17 protein-coding genes are annotated in these 15,074 nt (G+C 41.5%); 13 read left to right on the forward strand and 4 right to left on the reverse strand.

All coding sequences use genetic code 11. From position 1 onward, the window contains the following. Positions 1-199 precede the first annotated feature (199 nt). The 5 genes from ACE1CA_RS03250 to ACE1CA_RS03270 all read left to right on the forward strand — a co-directional run bounded on the left by ACE1CA_RS03250 (position 200) and on the right by ACE1CA_RS03270 (position 6,541). Complete coding sequence (locus tag ACE1CA_RS03250) at positions 200-1,519, forward strand: DNA cytosine methyltransferase (protein ID WP_413281233.1); 1,320 nt, start codon at positions 200-202, stop codon at positions 1,517-1,519. Between the two features lie 200 nt (positions 1,520-1,719). Continuing rightward, entirely contained in the window at positions 1,720-2,406 is a 687-nt protein-coding gene (gene deoC / locus ACE1CA_RS03255; RefSeq protein ID WP_413281232.1) for a deoxyribose-phosphate aldolase, read from the forward strand. Positions 2,407-2,617: 211 nt separating this feature from the next. Then, on the forward strand, positions 2,618-3,538 hold the full coding sequence (recO, locus tag ACE1CA_RS03260; RefSeq protein WP_413281306.1) for a DNA repair protein RecO: 921 nt from the start codon (positions 2,618-2,620) through the stop codon (positions 3,536-3,538). A gap of 144 nt (positions 3,539-3,682) precedes the next feature. Continuing rightward, a complete protein-coding gene (locus ACE1CA_RS03265; RefSeq protein ID WP_413281231.1) occupies positions 3,683-5,197 on the forward strand; it encodes an MFS transporter in 1,515 nt (504 codons plus the stop codon). Positions 5,198-5,386: 189 nt separating this feature from the next. Then, entirely contained in the window at positions 5,387-6,541 is a 1,155-nt protein-coding gene (locus tag ACE1CA_RS03270) for a glycosyltransferase family 4 protein (protein WP_413281230.1), read from the forward strand. Positions 6,542-6,713: 172 nt separating this feature from the next. Here the strand turns inward: ACE1CA_RS03270 and hpf are convergent, their stop codons facing one another. Next, entirely contained in the window at positions 6,714-7,355 is a 642-nt protein-coding gene (hpf, locus tag ACE1CA_RS03275; protein ID WP_413281229.1) for a ribosome hibernation-promoting factor, HPF/YfiA family, read from the reverse strand. Positions 7,356-7,866: 511 nt separating this feature from the next. Here hpf and lipB point away from each other — a divergent pair. Genes lipB through ACE1CA_RS03290 form a run of 3 tightly spaced genes read left to right on the forward strand, consistent with a single transcriptional unit; the run spans position 7,867 to position 9,739 of the window. After that, on the forward strand, positions 7,867-8,577 hold the full coding sequence (gene lipB / locus ACE1CA_RS03280; RefSeq protein ID WP_413281228.1) for a lipoyl(octanoyl) transferase LipB: 711 nt from the start codon (positions 7,867-7,869) through the stop codon (positions 8,575-8,577). Beyond that, positions 8,574-9,530, forward strand: a complete 957-nt coding sequence (locus ACE1CA_RS03285; RefSeq protein ID WP_486517637.1) for an endonuclease/exonuclease/phosphatase family protein — start codon at positions 8,574-8,576, stop codon at positions 9,528-9,530. Before lipB ends, ACE1CA_RS03285 begins: the two co-directional genes overlap by 4 nt. 14 nt (positions 9,531-9,544) lie before the next feature. Continuing rightward, positions 9,545-9,739, forward strand: a complete 195-nt coding sequence (locus ACE1CA_RS03290; RefSeq protein WP_486517638.1) for a hypothetical protein — start codon at positions 9,545-9,547, stop codon at positions 9,737-9,739. A 131-nt stretch (positions 9,740-9,870) separates the two neighbouring features. Here the strand turns inward: ACE1CA_RS03290 and ACE1CA_RS03295 are convergent, their stop codons facing one another. Further along, positions 9,871-10,836 carry an aldo/keto reductase gene (locus tag ACE1CA_RS03295; protein ID WP_413277179.1) on the reverse strand — a complete coding sequence of 322 codons (966 nt, stop codon included), beginning with the start codon at positions 10,834-10,836 and terminating at the stop codon, positions 9,871-9,873. Positions 10,837-11,008: 172 nt separating this feature from the next. On the opposite strand from ACE1CA_RS03295, the gene ACE1CA_RS03300 reads away from it, so the two are divergent. The 3 genes from ACE1CA_RS03300 to ACE1CA_RS03310 all read left to right on the forward strand — a co-directional run bounded on the left by ACE1CA_RS03300 (position 11,009) and on the right by ACE1CA_RS03310 (position 12,397). Next, complete coding sequence (locus ACE1CA_RS03300) at positions 11,009-11,305, forward strand: hypothetical protein (protein WP_413277178.1); 297 nt, start codon at positions 11,009-11,011, stop codon at positions 11,303-11,305. A gap of 32 nt (positions 11,306-11,337) precedes the next feature. Continuing rightward, positions 11,338-11,928 (forward strand): DUF1802 family protein, encoded by a 591-nt coding sequence (locus ACE1CA_RS03305; RefSeq protein ID WP_413277177.1) that lies wholly within the window; start codon positions 11,338-11,340, stop codon positions 11,926-11,928. A gap of 214 nt (positions 11,929-12,142) precedes the next feature. Next, complete coding sequence (locus ACE1CA_RS03310) at positions 12,143-12,397, forward strand: hypothetical protein (RefSeq protein ID WP_413277176.1); 255 nt, start codon at positions 12,143-12,145, stop codon at positions 12,395-12,397. Between the two features lie 80 nt (positions 12,398-12,477). Here the strand turns inward: ACE1CA_RS03310 and ACE1CA_RS03315 are convergent, their stop codons facing one another. Continuing rightward, positions 12,478-13,452: a glycine betaine ABC transporter substrate-binding protein gene (locus tag ACE1CA_RS03315; protein WP_413277175.1), complete on the reverse strand. Its 975-nt coding sequence runs from the start codon at positions 13,450-13,452 to the stop codon at positions 12,478-12,480. A gap of 66 nt (positions 13,453-13,518) precedes the next feature. Beyond that, complete coding sequence (locus tag ACE1CA_RS03320; RefSeq protein ID WP_413277174.1) at positions 13,519-14,292, reverse strand: ABC transporter ATP-binding protein; 774 nt, start codon at positions 14,290-14,292, stop codon at positions 13,519-13,521. Between the two features lie 64 nt (positions 14,293-14,356). Between ACE1CA_RS03320 and ACE1CA_RS03325 the strand changes: the two genes are divergently transcribed. After that, the gene (locus ACE1CA_RS03325) at positions 14,357-14,587 is read left to right on the forward strand and encodes a hypothetical protein (protein ID WP_413277173.1); all 231 of its coding nucleotides are present in this window, start codon (positions 14,357-14,359) and stop codon (positions 14,585-14,587) included. Next, positions 14,580-15,041 (forward strand): type II toxin-antitoxin system VapC family toxin, encoded by a 462-nt coding sequence (locus tag ACE1CA_RS03330; protein ID WP_413277172.1) that lies wholly within the window; start codon positions 14,580-14,582, stop codon positions 15,039-15,041. The genes ACE1CA_RS03325 and ACE1CA_RS03330 overlap by 8 nt, the downstream gene beginning before the upstream one ends. The last annotated feature ends 33 nt before the right edge of the window (positions 15,042-15,074 follow it).

Consider the following 15,074-nt stretch of genomic DNA (forward strand, 5'->3'; position numbering starts at 1 on the left):
TTTACTCAACCTCAAGTAACAAAATCTGCCTAGATAGATTACAAAACACGCATTAAAGTATACCTCTTGTAACTTGACGGCAAAAATTCAGCCACAGCCAAAGATTTTGTTGTATTATTCCGAATACTGGGTTAGCTATACAAAGAATAAGTTAATTTGCAGCTTATTCTTAGGCAGGAAAAATTGAGCAGAATATGGCATGAACAGCAAAAAACGGCCTATTGGTGTAGACTTATTTGCAGGTGCTGGTGGGATGACGCTTGGTTTTGAACAAGCAGGATTCGACGTATTAGCTGCTGTAGAAATAGATCCAATTCATTGCGCCACACACGAGTATAACTTTCCTTTTTGGACTACTTTATGCCGGGATATTAACAATATAACTGGCGCAGAAATTAGGCAGCTTTCGCAAATTGGCGATCGCGAAATTGACATAGTATTTGGTGGTTCTCCTTGCCAAGGATTTTCTTTAATTGGAAAACGAGATTTAGGAGATCCGCGCAATGCTTTACTCAAGCAGTTTGTCAGATTAGTTTTAGAATTAAAACCTAAATATTTTGTTTTAGAAAATGTCCGAGGATTAACTATAGGAAAACATCAGGAATTGCTCGGAGAAATTATTGAACAATTGCAAGGAAATGGTTATCAATTAATCGAAAATTACCAAGTTCTTAATGCGGCTCATTATGGAGTACCACAAGCGCGATCGCGAGTATTTTTATTAGGTTGTCGGCAAGATTTACCCTTACCAAAATATCCCGAACCAATCACCGCAACCAACTCCAAACGAGCCGGAAAAACAAAACAAATTACCACTTCAACCTTACCTTTAGTTCCTACAGTTTGGGAAGCGATCGGAGATTTACCAGAAGTGCAAAATCACCCAGAGTTATTAACAAGAGATTGGGTAATTACTAAATACGGTATCCCCAGCAATTATGCCGCTAAACTCCGCAGTTTGATAGTAGAAGAAAATGATTACAGCTACCCAAGAGAATTTGATTCAACAATCATTACCGCCAGTTTGCGTACCAAACATTCCGACGAAGCAATGCAGAGATTTGAAAAGACAAATCCCGGCAAAATTGAACCAGTTAGCCGTTTTTACAAATTGCATCCCGAAGGGATTTGTAACACATTAAGAGCGGGAACAGCGAGTAATCAAGGTGCTTTTACATCACCCCGACCAATTCACCCATTTAGTCCCAGGTGTATTACAGTTAGAGAAGCAGCCAGATTGCATTCTTACCCTGATTGGTTCCGGTTTCATTCAACTAAATGGCATGGTTTTAGACAAGTAGGAAATTCCGTACCACCTTTGTTGGCAAAAGCGATCGCATCTGAAATAATTAAAGCTTTACGAATAGACCCAATTAAACCTACAGAAAAACAACAATTAGGATCTGAAAAATTACTAGAATTAACCATGACCCAAGCAGCGGAAAAATACCAAGTTAGCCCCCGCATTGTAGAACCAAGAAAGCGAGATTACCAAAAACTCCAACCCGCCTCAGCATAAGAAGGCGGAGAAGCAGGGAAGCAGAAGAGCAGAGGAGAAATAAATTCTCTCCTTGTCCCTTCGTTAGTGATGAGTTTTAAGTTTTAAGTTTTGAATTAATAACTTAAAACTCATAACTCAAAACTCATAACTCGCCCTAGTCCCCTTGTCCCAATTTTGTGATAGAAGTAAACCGAAGGATAGTCAGGGGAAAAACAGAGATGGCGAGAGTTCAGCCAGAAATTGACATTGCGCCATTTATTGACCATGCGTTGCTAAATCCCACTGCCACCCCAGAGCAAGTACGGCAGTGGTGTGAAGAAGTAGAAAAATATCACTTTGCCGCAGTTTGCGTTTATCCTACTCATGTGCGACTAGCAGCGGAACTGCTCCAAAACAAAGCGCCCAGAGTTTGTACAGTGATTGGTTTTCCTTCAGGTGCTACCACATCCGCAGTCAAACTCTACGAAGCACAAGAAGCCGTAGAAAATGGAGCTACCGAATTAGATGTGGTAATTAATCTTGGCTGGCTAAAAAGTGGTAAAACAGAGGCAGTACACCGAGAAATTGCCGAAATTTGTGAAGAAACAGGTCAAGTAGTCAAGGTGATTTTGGAAACCGCACTATTGACAGATGCCGAAAAACGACTATCGGCAGAGGTATGTATGGATGCCGGGGCAGCATACTTAAAAACAAGTACAGGATGGTACGCTGGTGCCACAGTTGCCGACGTGAAACTGCTTAAAGAAATCACTAAAGGCAACGTAGGCATTAAAGCATCAGGGGGCATTCGTACTTTAGAACAAGCAGTTGACCTAATTATGGCAGGAGCAACTCGCTTGGGAACTTCTCGCGGTATCGATTTGCTCCGGCAACGCGATAATCTGGAAGAAGAGGAAAAAGAATAGGGAGATGGGGGGATGGGGAGATGGGGAGATGGGGAGATGGGGAGATGGGGAGATGGGGAGAAATCTGGAGCTAGAAATTCCCCCCATCCCCCTACCTCCCCACCCCCCACCTCTTCAACTCCCCCCATCCCCCTATCTCACCACCCCCCCACCTCTTCAAATTCCCCCTACTTCCTTGTCCCCAGTCCCCAGTCCCCAATCCCTAGATTTAATGAGTAGAACGTATAAAGCAACTGGTATAAATCTTAAAAGTATGCCTTTGGGTGAGACAGACCGCTTGTTAACGATTTTGACAAGGGAGTTTGGTTTAATTCAGGCGGTAGCACCTGGGGCGCGGAAGCATCACTCAAAGCTAGGTGGTAGGAGTGAGTTATTTGTGGTAAATGAATTATTGATCGCATCGGGGCGATCGCTAGATAAAATAACTCAAGCAGAAACTATAGAAAGCTATCCTAAGCTAGGCGATCATTTGCTGAAACTCTCAGCTAGTCAATACTTAGCAGAATTAGTACTCTGTCACGCCTTGAGCGAACAACCCCAAGAAGAACTGTTTTGTTTATTGACAGAACACCTGAGACGTATTGAGCAAATACCTAAAAATACCGTAAATCGGTCTTTAATGGTCTTAGCTTATCTTGCCCATGCGGTATTTCATACTTTAGCTCTGGCTGGAATCGCCCCCCAAGTACGTCTTTGTTGCTTAACTGGGCAACCTCTGACACCAGACTGGCAAACTTCCGAATGGCGAGTCGGTTTTAGTAACGCGGCTGGAGGTATAGTCAATTTACTGGCTTTAGCGAAGGCTAGGGCAGAAGGCTCCAGAAATTCAAAATACCAAATTCAAAATTCCAAATTTAAAGGTGTTTATGTTCCTACAACTTTTACTGAAGAAAAGGAGATTCCGAAAATAGATGCTCAACTTTCAGCCAGCGATTTGTCTTTATTTCAGCAGTTAGCAAATCCTGCGTTATCGCCAGTTGCCGAAAATGTAGGTGACGGTTTTTTTCAACAATCTAACTGGCTATCTATAGAAAAAGTTTTACGCCAGTATAGTCAATATCATTTTGGACGGCTGATTCGATCGGCCATTTTAATGGATACTTATTTAAACTCCCTGTCCACTTCCTCTTGATAAGTCATGGAATGGTTTGATTCTGATAGAGAAACATTGATAATGCCAACTCATGCTCCTTCGTCCCACGCTAAACCACAATCGGGCAAGCTGGAACAGTCTAATGGAAATGGGAAATCCCAGAATGGGAAAGAAGAGACACAGATGCAAAAAAAGGGAGACTTAAAGGACTTCTTAGCGTCGGAAACTCTACTTCCTACCTCTGGTAAATCCTTAAATTCTAGTCAGCAAGTTGTGGCTCCGGGAAATAATGGCTTGATTCCGTCAGCTTCTCCGGGTAATGCTTTGGCGGTGACTAAGGCTCAAGTTGCACCAAAAACTACGGAACTAGAGGAAGAGGAAGAATCATCTACTGGTTTTATTCCAGTTCTGAAAAATCGTAATTTCCTGGCACTTTGGAGTGGTCAAGTTTTTTCGCAGCTGGCGGATAAGGTTTATTTGGTGCTGATGATTGCGCTGATTGATACTCAATTTCAAGTTGGGGGTCAGACAATTAGTGCTTGGGTATCAGCAATTATGATGGCTTTTACGATTCCCGCTGTGTTGTTTAGTTCTTTGGCGGGTGTGTTTGTCGATCGCTGGTCGAAGCGTACAGTATTAGTATCGACAAATCTGTTTCGCGGAGCCTTAGTGCTGGCTTTACCTCCCTTACTTTGGTTAGCTCAAGATTGGATGTCTATAGCTAGTTTGCCAGCAGGTTTTTGTATCTTGTTATTGGTGACTTTCCTAGTTTCTACACTAACTCAGTTTTTCGCCCCCGCAGAACAAGCTGCCATTCCCATGATTGTGGAACGTCGTCACTTACTATCAGCGAATTCGCTTTACACTACAACAATGATGGCGCTGGTGGTAATTGGTTTTGCTGTAGGGGAACCACTCTTAGCACTAGCAGATACTATATGGTTAAACTTGGGTGGCGAGGGAAATATTGGGAAAGAATTGTTGGTTGGTGGGTCTTATTGCGTAGCAGGTCTGCTGCTAATCTGGTTAAAAACCCACGAAAAAGACAACCCTCAAGACCACGAAGCACCCCATGTTCTGGCAGATTTAAAGGAAGGATGGCGTTACCTCAGCCAAGAAAAGCGAGTTCGCAGCGCCCTTTTACAATTAATTATCTTATTTTCTGTATTTGCCGCCCTCTCGGTTTTAGCCGTGCGTCTTGCAGAATTAATTCCTGGCTTAAAACCTTCACAGTTCGGCTTTTTAATGTCGGCTGGTGGAGTAGGGATTGGATTAGGTTCTACACTTTTAGGGCATTTCGGTCAAAGATTATCCCATATAGTTTTAAGTTTATTGGGTTCGGTAGGAGTTGCAGCAGCTTTAACTGGTTTGGCTTTACTTCCCCATCATTTGTGGTTGGTGTTATTACTAGTGATGATTATGGGAACCTTTGGCGCTTTGGTGGCTGTACCAATGCAAACCACGATTCAAAGGGAAACTCCCCCAGAAATGCGTGGTAAAGTATTTGGATTGCAGAACAACGCCATCAATATTGCCATGAGTTTACCTTTGGCTTTAGCTGGTGTGGCAGAAACCTTCTTTGGTTTAAAAGCAGTTTTTCTAACTTTAGCTGCCGCTGCGATCGCAGGAGGGCTATTTACCTGGTATAGTTGCAACACTAGCTCTCACACACAAACAAAATCAAACCAAGATTGCTAAAAGCGTCATTGGGTAATCGGTAAAGGGTAATCGGTAATGGGTTTTTCCAACTACCAACTACCAACTACCAACTACCAACTACCAAAATTCATCAGTCAGAATTTATCGGTCATTCCGAAACAACTCTTGACTTTTGATAAGCTCAATGTCGTAGTTAGCTAGTGGCAATTAGCAGTTGGCAAAACCTGAATGAGTCAGCTTCACATCGCTTGGCTGGGAAAAAAAACACCCTTTTGCGGCAATGTCACCTACAGTCGGGAAATTACTAATGCTTTAATGAGCAAACATAAGATTAGTTTCCTGCACTTTGCAGAAGAAGAATCCGACTCAGACAAATGGCCTCAATATCAAGAAGTTTCCCTGCCCTTTTTATACAAGTCCCAGGTTTATACTATCCCTACATTACAATCAAGAAAGAAATTGATTGAATCGCTACGGGATTTACGACCAGACTTAGTACACGCCTCTCTTACTCTGTCTCCCTTAGACTTCATACTTCCCGAAATCTGTCAGGAGCTAAATTTGCCCCTGGTGGCAACTTTCCATACTCCTTATGCCCGGAAAGGAGCCAAAATTAAGTCGGGAACTCAATATCTGGCTTATCAACTATACTCACCTTTTTTAGCAAACTACGATCGCGTAATTGTTTTTTCTGAAGTTCAACGGGAATTACTCTCTCGCATGGGTGTTTCCCCTACACAGGTAGCTGTAATCCCCAATGGAGTTGATGAGACAAAGTACTGTCCCGGAACTTCTCATCTGAAATCTCAATTTAATGCTAAATGTATTTTTGTTTATCAAGGCCGAATAGCTCCCGAAAAAAATGTCGAAGCTTTACTTAGAGCTTGGCAAAAGGCGAATATGGGGCCTGATTGCAAATTACTGATTGTGGGCGATGGGCCTTTAAGGACATCTTTAGAACCGTTTTATGATTCTGAATATGGCATCATTTGGTTGGGATTTGTCGCTGATGAACAGCGCCGAATCGACATCCTGCGAGGCTCTGATGTATTCATTCTCCCTTCCTTAGCTGAAGGTCTTTCCTTATCTTTGTTGGAAGCGATGGCTTGTGGTGTAGCTTGTATTGCCACAGATGTCGGTGCAGATGGCGAAGTTTTAGAAGGGGGCGCTGGCGTAATTATTAACCCGCAGCGAGTCAAAACAGAGTTACAAATTTTGTTACCCCTATTGCGCGACCACAAGGATTTCACCTCTAGTTTAGGTCGAAATGCCAGAGCCAGAATCGTGGAAAGATACACTCTCAGTCGCAACATCGCTCAGTTGGAAGAACTTTATCAACAGGTGTTAGCAAAGCCCGTTTTTCCTATGAAGCGTCGCGCTTAAGGAAGAGGTGGGGAGGTGGGGAGGTGGGGAGATGGGGGGGTGGGGAGATGGGGGGGTGGGGAGATGGGGGGGTGGGGAGATGGGGAGATGGGGAAGTTTAACTCAAAACTCAAAACTTAAAACTCACCTTGTCACCTTGTCCCCTTGTCCCCTTGTCCCCTTGTCTCCTCAACTACTTGGCTTGTGTCTTTTCAGCAACAGGTGTGCTATGGGCGGTTTTGCCGTTTTTATGTCCAGTATGACCGTTGTTGCGACGGGGTTGGATTACGCCGTAGCCTCCGTGATTGCGTTCGTAGATGACGTTGATTTCGCCTGTTTCGGCGTTACAGAACATATAAAAGTCGTGATCTACTAGTTGCAATTGTTCTAATGCTTCTTCGATCGTCATTGGTGGCATGGCAAAGTATTTGGTACGCACTACTTCGCCTGGTAGTTCGGGACTGCGATCGCCAATTAAATCTGTCGTTACTGGCTGTTGTTCTACAACTTCAACTGTTTTTGTTTGGGTTTTCTTATCTAGGCGTTTTTCTTTGTATTTTTTCAGGTTGCGGGCAATTTTATTAGCGACTAAATCAATGCTTGCATATAGGCTTGCACTACCTTCTTCGGCACGAATTATTGTACCGTTGGCATAAACTGTAACTTCAGCAATCTGGTTTTTCTCAATTCGAGGATTGCGGGCTACTGAAAGATGTATGTCAATCTCATTTGTTACGTTTAGATAATGACTTGTTGCTTTTTCCAATTTTTGATGTACGTACTCACGAATTGCATCTGTGATCTCAATATTTTTGCCGTGAATAACAAGCTTCATATCACATTCTCCCGCTTATTTCTTTATGCTGTACAGGCTTTTCTTTCGCCTGCATCTATCTTTGGTTAGAGGGAAAGTTGGTCAGAGTCCTACTTTCCCGACGGAAAATTTTTATCTGTTTTTAGGTGCGAAAATGCTGATGTCTGTTAATTAGAAATCAGCTGGATATATTGCCGAATTTTTTCGGGTTTACTCGCCTAAAAATCTGTTTCTGGTATCTCAAACGCCTAAATTCTCTGCTACAAGACGCTGTTCTACCTTGCCCACTTTGAGACTCAAACTTTGGGTTTTTAACCTATCAACTTAGCCGCTCTCTTGTAAATGGGCATTTCTACTTCAAATAGGCTTCCTCCTATTTCAAAAGTCCTTCTACATAAAACAGTAGCACTTTGTATTCTGGCGTACATCCTAATCTGCCCTAAGTTTAAAATCTTTTGCATCTGTTGACATTTCTTGATTTAATTGTCAGACTTTTTTGAGATTTTTGCTCAATTTAGTCTTGATTTTGGTAATGATTTCGAGTAATAATGAAATGTTTGGCTTGGATATCAAAGAAAAACGGCGTTTTTGTCGCTTATTTAACCAGGGATTAGTAGATTACAAGGTTGCTTGGGAATGGCAGCGATCGCTAGTTGCAGAACGTCGGCAACAGCCAGAGTTAGAAGATTTGTTAATTTTGTTAGAGCATCCCCCTGTTTACACTTTGGGTACGGGGGCAAAAAGAGAGTTTGTTAAATTTGACCTTGACAACAGCGATCGTCAGGTGTATCGCATTGAGCGTGGCGGTGAGGTAACATATCATTGTCCAGGTCAGTTGGTTGGTTATCCGATTTTGAATTTGCGATATTATCGCCAAGATTTACATTGGTATTTGCGTCAATTGGAGGAGGTATTAATTCGGGTGTTGGGGAGTTATAATTTGCCGGGAGAAAGACTTTCGGGTTATACAGGAGTTTGGCTGGAAGGGTGTAAAGTGGGGGCGATCGGTGTTAAAGTAAGTCGCTGGATTACAATGCACGGTTTTGCTTTAAATGTTTGTCCTGATTTGACTGGTTTTACTAGGATTGTTCCTTGTGGAATTGTGGATAAACCTGTGGGTAGTTTAGCGCAATTTATTCCTGATATTAGTTTAGAAGAAGTGCGGCAAAAAGTGGCGATCGCCTTTGCGGAAGTCTTCGGAGTTGAGCTAGTTGAAGCAGAAGTTAACATTGATTTCTTATGATTGCTAATTACAAGTTTAAGGATTTGATTTCCAGTAGTTTTATGCTGGTAACTATTCTGATTATCTTGCTCAGTATTACTGGATATTTAGGCAAGTTTAACTATATTTTAGACTTGACTGCTCATTTTAAATTGCAATATTTGGTAATCGGGTTTTGTGCTTTTTTCTTTTTTCTGTTGACGCGAAACAAAATTGGATTGGTGATTAGTGTTGGTTGCATTTTACTGAATTTAGTAGAAATTGTCCCTTGGTATTTGCCTCAAAGTGCGATCGCAGCAGAAACCACAGTCGGACAATTAAAAGTTTTTCAATCTAATGTTTTGTATAATAACAAAAAATACTCTAAAGTCATCTCGCTAGTGAGAGAAGAAAAACCAGATATTGCCGTTTTTGTAGAAGTTAGTGAAGTTTGGGCAAAGGAATTAGCAGCTTTAAAAGATTTACTACCTTATTCGGTAATTTCCCAAGATTCTTATAATTTTGGTACTGCTCTTTTTAGTAAATTTCCCTTAGAAAAGGTATCACTTGAGCAATTCCAAGGGCCGAGAAAAACTATAGTGGCAACGATTAAATATCGGGGTAAAGAGGTAATAGTTATGGGAACTCATCCCAATTATCCTTTACAAAAAATAGGTTTTATTCACAGAAATTCCCAGTTACAAGCAATGGCTGATTATTTAGTAAAAGTTAATAATTCAGTAATAGTAATGGGTGATTTTAATATTACGATGTGGTCGCCATTTTATAAGCGATTTATTGAAGAAACTAAATTAAAAAATGGGCGGTTTGGTTTTGGCGTACAACCTACATGGCCGAATTTTCTGCCTTTATTGTCAATTCCTATAGATCATTGTTTCGTGAGTGAAAATATTCAGGTAATTAGATCGCGAACTGGTAGAGATGTAGGTTCGGATCATTTGCCGATGATTACAGATTTGGCGATCGGGGACTAGGGGGAGGTGGGGAGATGGGGAGATGGGGAGATGGGGAGGTGGGGAGGTGGGGAGATGGGGAGGTGGGGAGATGGGGAGATGGGGAGATGGGGAGATGGGGAGATGGGGAGATGGGGAGGTGGGGAGGTGGGGAGATGGGGAGGTGGGGAGGTGGGGAGGTGGGGAGATGGGGAGGTGGGGAGGTGGGGAAATTCTCGTTCCCAGGTTGAACCTGGGAACGAGGTGAAGGAGGTTCTACCTCCATTCCCTAACTCAAAACTCAAAACTCAAAACTTCCCCAGTCCCCAGTCCCCAGTCCCCAGTCCCCAGTCCCCAGTCCCCAGTCCCCAGTCCCCAGTACCTACCCACCCCATTCCCACATTAAATTTTCATTTTCCAAAGGATCGGTAACTGTGCGTCCGATCGCATCAATTTCAGCTAAGTCTTCGGGGGAAAGTTTTACTTCTGCGGCGATCGCATTTTCTTCTATTTGTTTGGCGTGACGTGCTCCGGTAATGGCATTTGTTTGGGGTTGGGCAATTAACCAAGCGATTGCTAAATTGGCTAAAGATACGTTGTAGCGATCGGCAATGGGGCGCAATTTATCTATAGCTGCTTGCGCCCTGACGAAATTTTCACCTTTAAAAAGTTTGTTATCTCTGCGGTTATCTCCTTCGGGAAATTCATGCCCTAACTCGAATTTTCCGGTTAATAAACCTTGGGCTAAAGGTGAATAAGCCAGAATGGAAATGTTATTTTCAACGCAGTAGGGCATGGCATCTTTTTCTACTTTGCGCCAAAACAAAGAATAGGGAGGTTGTAAACTATCAATTCTGCCATATTGGGCAGCTTCTTCTATTTGGGCGCGAGAGAAATTGGAAACACCAATGGCACGAATTTTTCCTTGTTGTTTCAAGTCATTTAATGCCCTCATTGTTTCTTCAATGGGAACAAATTCGCTTTTAAAAGAACCAGAAGGCCAATGAATTTGGTAAAGGTCGATATAATCAGTTTTGAGGTTTTGCAAAGATCGATCGCACGCCTCTATCACTTGATCGTACTTGAGATGATTGGCAAAAACTTTTGTGGCATAAACTACTCGATCGCGCACATCTGACAAAGCTTGTGCTACTATCTGTTCCGAGTGTCCTTTACCGTAGACTTCGGCAGTATCAATTGTAGTAATTCCCGCTTCAAAAGCCGATCGAATTGCTTTAACGGTTTCCGCGTCTTCAATTCCTACCCACATAGCTTTACCAGCTTGCCAAGTTCCCATGATAATGGGTGTAATTTCAATATCAGATGACCCTAACTTTCTTTTTTCCATGATTATCTCCATTTTTGTTTAATTATGACTAATTTTATTACTTAATGTTCTTGCCGTCTCAACAGTGAAATGTTATACCTTGACAAGGATGAAAGTGACTGTCTATTGACTGAATCAGGTTAGCTTAGTTAAGGTTATTGGTCTGCAAGCAAAGATTAGGATGATATTTTAGATGAATTATAAAAACAATTCCCCGGAAGATAACATAGAACGGCGACTCAGAGAAATTGAAACGGAACTCGATCGCCAGTATCAAACTAAACCCGTAACTGCCGAAACGTCGGATAAAAAATCACCAGGAAGATTAGCGAAAATGCGGCAAGTGGGTAAAGCGATCGCCTTTTCTGCGGTAGCATTGGCAGGAATTTGGGTACTAACTACGGTGGTATCTTTTGTTTCCATGATGCTAGGTTTTGTGATTGTGGGAGGCGTAATTTATGCGGCGTGGAAAATTATTTATAGCCGCTAGAATAGCCTTAGCTGCAATGGTGAAAAATCTCAATGGAATTAACCACAACTAATCATGCGTTGAAAGAATGGGCGGTTACTGTTGATGCTTTAGAAGCGGGAAGAACTATTTTATTGCTTCGGAAAGGTGGCATTCGAGAAGAAGGAAATCATTTTAAAGTTGCTCATAATGAAGTGTTACTTTACCCGACTTTTGAACATCAACAACCTGATTTGTTAAAGCCGGAATATGCAGATTTAGTAACACCAGTACCGTCAGGTTGGCATCCAGAAACTATTCGGATTGGCGCTTGGGCGAAAATTACTGATATTTTTATGGTAAGTTTTGAACCTAGTATTAAAGCGCTGTTGCCGTTTCATATTTGGAATGAGCAATTTGTGAGCGATCGCTTAAAATGGAAACCACGTCAGCCAATTTACATTTTACTTTTACGCACTTACAAACTCAGCCAACCCCAAGAAATACCTTACCGCGCCGAATATGGTGGTTGCAAATCTTGGATCGATCTTCAAGAAGAAATTTCTGTCGCCAATACTACACCTGTACTAACTGATACTGAGTACAATAGCCGCACAAGTGTAATTCGCAGCTTAATCGCTAGTCCTCAACCTTTAACATACTGATTTAGTCCGAGACTTAATTATTTCTTTGGGCGGATCTAGTCAGAAGAGTAAACTTACTCATTAAGGGTGATGTTGTACAAAGGAAATTATGCCACGATGGTTGACAAATTACACAAGATAAGGTAGGTTAGCTGGAACCAGAAGCTAAGGAGCACATCCTCACACAGCCTGCTTACAGCTTCACCTCCCACAATTGAAAGAAAAGGAGATCGTTATGGCTGGACAGATGTGTTGGTTGCCTGGAGTTGGTACAGGTGGCAATAAAATTTTACATTTACGGAAAGCTTCTCATGAAAACTGGCGACCTTATACAGCGTTTCCTCAATTTTCTGTTCCTGACTACCGAGAACCAGGGGGTTCTAAAGGGTGGGCGACATATCAGAAATTACTCGGAGCAGGTTGGATGTTAGTACCCACTGCTGAAGCACAGCAAGTTAGATTTGTAAATCCCGATGCAGAAGTTGCCTAAATCTGAAACCTTCTAAGATTTCAGGATTTAGGGGAAGGCAAAAGTAATTAAAAAGGAGGTTTTTTCTTTTGCCTTGTTACTTATGTAATTAACCCTTTAGATTGGAGAAATTGTTGCACAACTTGTTTGAGTTCGCGTTTTTCCCCTTCAACTTGAAAGTTTAAGCGTTTGATTTCTGGTTCGGAAATTTTTCCACTTAGTTGTTGAAGTACTTCTCTTAATTCGGGATGTTTTGCTAAAGTTTGCTGTCGGATTATTGGTACGGCTTGGTAGGGAGGGAAGAAAAGGCGATCGTCCTGTAAAATAGCTAAATCGAAGCGTCCAATTTGCCCATCTGTAGAATGACCAGCAACTAAATCTACCTTTCGGTTTTTTAAAGCAGAATATATTAGTTGGGAATCCATGACTTTTGGTGGTTCGGCAAACTGTAGATTATAAGTTTTAGCTAATCCGGGAAACCCGTCTTTCCGTTCGAGAAATTCGTCAGCGAAACCCGCTCGCCAAAGTGGTGTTTTTTGAGCAACTTGGGAGATAGTTTGTACTTGCAATCCTCTGGCATCTTCGCCACGAATCATAATAGCGAATGGGTTATTAAATCCCAAGGGAGGCATTAATTCTAAGTTAAAGTTTTGCTCATACTTTTGTTGAGTTAACTGGTAAACTTCTTGGGGATTGCTAATCGGTTCGTTTTGCAAAATGGCGGAAAAAGCTGCACCAGTATACTCTACATAAGCGTCGATTTTACCATTAATTAAAGCTTGATGACAAGCAAAGGTGTCACCAAGATTAAGTTTTCGTTGAACTTTCAAGTTAGTATTAGCTTCGATATGTTGAGCAAGTATTTCTCCTAAAACTAACTGTTCGGTAAAGTTTTTTGAGCCAATGGCAATTAAGTTGTCTGGTTTGACGCTACAGCTGGCAATTAACATTGCTAAACTAAAGCCCAGTACGCAAAGTAGTATAAAGTCCCGCTTTTTCATATCGCTATTGTGTTTTGACCCTAGATGATAGTAGATGATAGATGATGGCGATCGCTCCCAGCTTAAATTTATCATCAATTTTCAGTAGCGGGAACAGGTAGAGGGTAGTTAATACTTTGATACTCTGTCTTAGTTCCGGTGTTAATCGTTATTCTCAGATTTAGATTGATTGAAAAAAGGTAAGCATTGTAAAAACTCTTGCACTTCCTTTTGTTCGGATTTAATAAATTCCGAAGCCGTATCAATCAATAACATTTTCCCTGATTCCATTAAGCCAATTCTCGTTGCTAATAGAAAAGCTTCTTGAATGTCATGAGTAACAAAAACGACTGTTTTACCTAACTGTTTTTGTAGTTGCCGAAACTCTTTTTGAATTTCAATTCTAGTGATTGGATCGAGTGCGCCGAATGGTTCATCCATTAATAATAATGGTGGGTCAGCGGCGAGGGCACGGGCGACACCAACTCGCTGACGTTGACCACCTGATAATTCGTTAGGGTATCTGTGGGCAAATTGTTTGGGGTCGAGTCCGACTAGTTGTAAAAGTTGAGTGACTCGTTGGGAAATGCGATCGCTTTTCCATCCCTCCAAACTAGGAACTAGTCCCACATTTTGAGCAATTGTAAAATGGGGAAATAAACCAGTTTCTTGAATCACGTAACCAATACTTCGCCGCAATTTAATCGGGTTCCATTCAGTAGTAGAAATTCCCTCAACTCGTACTTCTCCACTACTAGGAGTCAGCAACCGATTAATTAATTTCATAGTTGTAGTTTTTCCACAACCGCTGCGCCCTAGTAATACCAAAATTTCGCCTCTTTGTACTGTGAAATTAAGGTTAGATACTAAAGGGCGATCGTTAAGTAAATAAGCGACATTATGAAACTCAACAGCAATTTCGTTATCTTGTATCATGAGTAATCCTTAATTTAAGGAATAATTTTAGTATATTTGAAATGTACAGTTAGGAGAAGCGATCGTGAAAACTATTACTACTATTGCTACAGTAACAGCTGATGGCAAAGTTACGCTGCAATTACCACCAGATATTACCCCAGGAGAACATCAAGTAGTATTGGTGATTGATGAAAATATTAAAACAGAGAAGCTGGAAACAAAGAAAGAGCGATCGCCTTTAAATTTTCCCGTAGACAATTATGGCCCTTGGCCTGCTAATCTTTCTTTAAGACGTGAGGATATGTATGACTAATGGAGTAGCTAATGCTGTATTTATCGACACTAATATCTTAGTGTACGCAAATGTCCAAGAATCTCCTTTTCATGAAGTAGCCCTACAAACAATTCAAAACTATTATGATGCTGGATTTGATTTATGGATTAGCCGCCAAGTCTTACGAGAATATCTGAGAACTCTTACCCGTCCACAAGCATTTGTCAATCCTCAACCTTTGGCAATTGTAATCGCAAGGGTGAGATTTTTCCAAACCCAATTCCGAATAGCAGAAGACAATCAACAGGTGACAGAAAGGTTATTAAGATTAATGGAACAAATTCCCATTGGTGATAGACAGGTACATGATGCAAATATCGTTGCAACAATGTTAGTTTATGGAATTAATCAAATTTTAACTAACAATGTGGCTGATTTTAATCGTTTTTCGCAAGTTATTACTGTTCTGCCACTGGTGGGAAATGAGAGTTAAGGTAAGATGACTTTTGGTTACAAATTGCCACTT

The sequence above is a fragment of the Floridaenema evergladense BLCC-F167 genome, assembly GCF_041929205.2.
In the GTDB taxonomy this organism is placed as follows: domain Bacteria; phylum Cyanobacteriota; class Cyanobacteriia; order Cyanobacteriales; family Aerosakkonemataceae; genus Floridanema; species Floridanema evergladense.

What these genes read in the sequence shown, in the direction of transcription:
- ACE1CA_RS03250 (WP_413281233.1), top strand. Translation starts at nt 200, where the DNA reads ATGAACAGCAAAAAACGGCCTATTGGTGTAGACTTATTTGCAGGTGCT.
- deoC (WP_413281232.1), top strand. Translation starts at nt 1,720, where the DNA reads ATGGCGAGAGTTCAGCCAGAAATTGACATTGCGCCATTTATTGACCAT.
- recO (WP_413281306.1), top strand. Translation starts at nt 2,618, where the DNA reads ATGAGTAGAACGTATAAAGCAACTGGTATAAATCTTAAAAGTATGCCT.
- ACE1CA_RS03265 (WP_413281231.1), top strand. Translation starts at nt 3,683, where the DNA reads ATGCAAAAAAAGGGAGACTTAAAGGACTTCTTAGCGTCGGAAACTCTA.
- ACE1CA_RS03270 (WP_413281230.1), top strand. Translation starts at nt 5,387, where the DNA reads ATGAGTCAGCTTCACATCGCTTGGCTGGGAAAAAAAACACCCTTTTGC.
- hpf (WP_413281229.1), bottom strand. Translation starts at nt 7,355, where the DNA reads ATGAAGCTTGTTATTCACGGCAAAAATATTGAGATCACAGATGCAATT.
- lipB (WP_413281228.1), top strand. Translation starts at nt 7,867, where the DNA reads ATGATTTCGAGTAATAATGAAATGTTTGGCTTGGATATCAAAGAAAAA.
- ACE1CA_RS03285 (WP_486517637.1), top strand. Translation starts at nt 8,574, where the DNA reads ATGATTGCTAATTACAAGTTTAAGGATTTGATTTCCAGTAGTTTTATG.
- ACE1CA_RS03290 (WP_486517638.1), top strand. Translation starts at nt 9,545, where the DNA reads ATGGGGAGATGGGGAGATGGGGAGGTGGGGAGGTGGGGAGATGGGGAG.
- ACE1CA_RS03295 (WP_413277179.1), bottom strand. Translation starts at nt 10,836, where the DNA reads ATGGAAAAAAGAAAGTTAGGGTCATCTGATATTGAAATTACACCCATT.
- ACE1CA_RS03300 (WP_413277178.1), top strand. Translation starts at nt 11,009, where the DNA reads ATGAATTATAAAAACAATTCCCCGGAAGATAACATAGAACGGCGACTC.
- ACE1CA_RS03305 (WP_413277177.1), top strand. Translation starts at nt 11,338, where the DNA reads ATGGAATTAACCACAACTAATCATGCGTTGAAAGAATGGGCGGTTACT.
- ACE1CA_RS03310 (WP_413277176.1), top strand. Translation starts at nt 12,143, where the DNA reads ATGGCTGGACAGATGTGTTGGTTGCCTGGAGTTGGTACAGGTGGCAAT.
- ACE1CA_RS03315 (WP_413277175.1), bottom strand. Translation starts at nt 13,452, where the DNA reads ATGATAAATTTAAGCTGGGAGCGATCGCCATCATCTATCATCTACTAT.
- ACE1CA_RS03320 (WP_413277174.1), bottom strand. Translation starts at nt 14,292, where the DNA reads ATGATACAAGATAACGAAATTGCTGTTGAGTTTCATAATGTCGCTTAT.
- ACE1CA_RS03330 (WP_413277172.1), top strand. Translation starts at nt 14,580, where the DNA reads ATGACTAATGGAGTAGCTAATGCTGTATTTATCGACACTAATATCTTA.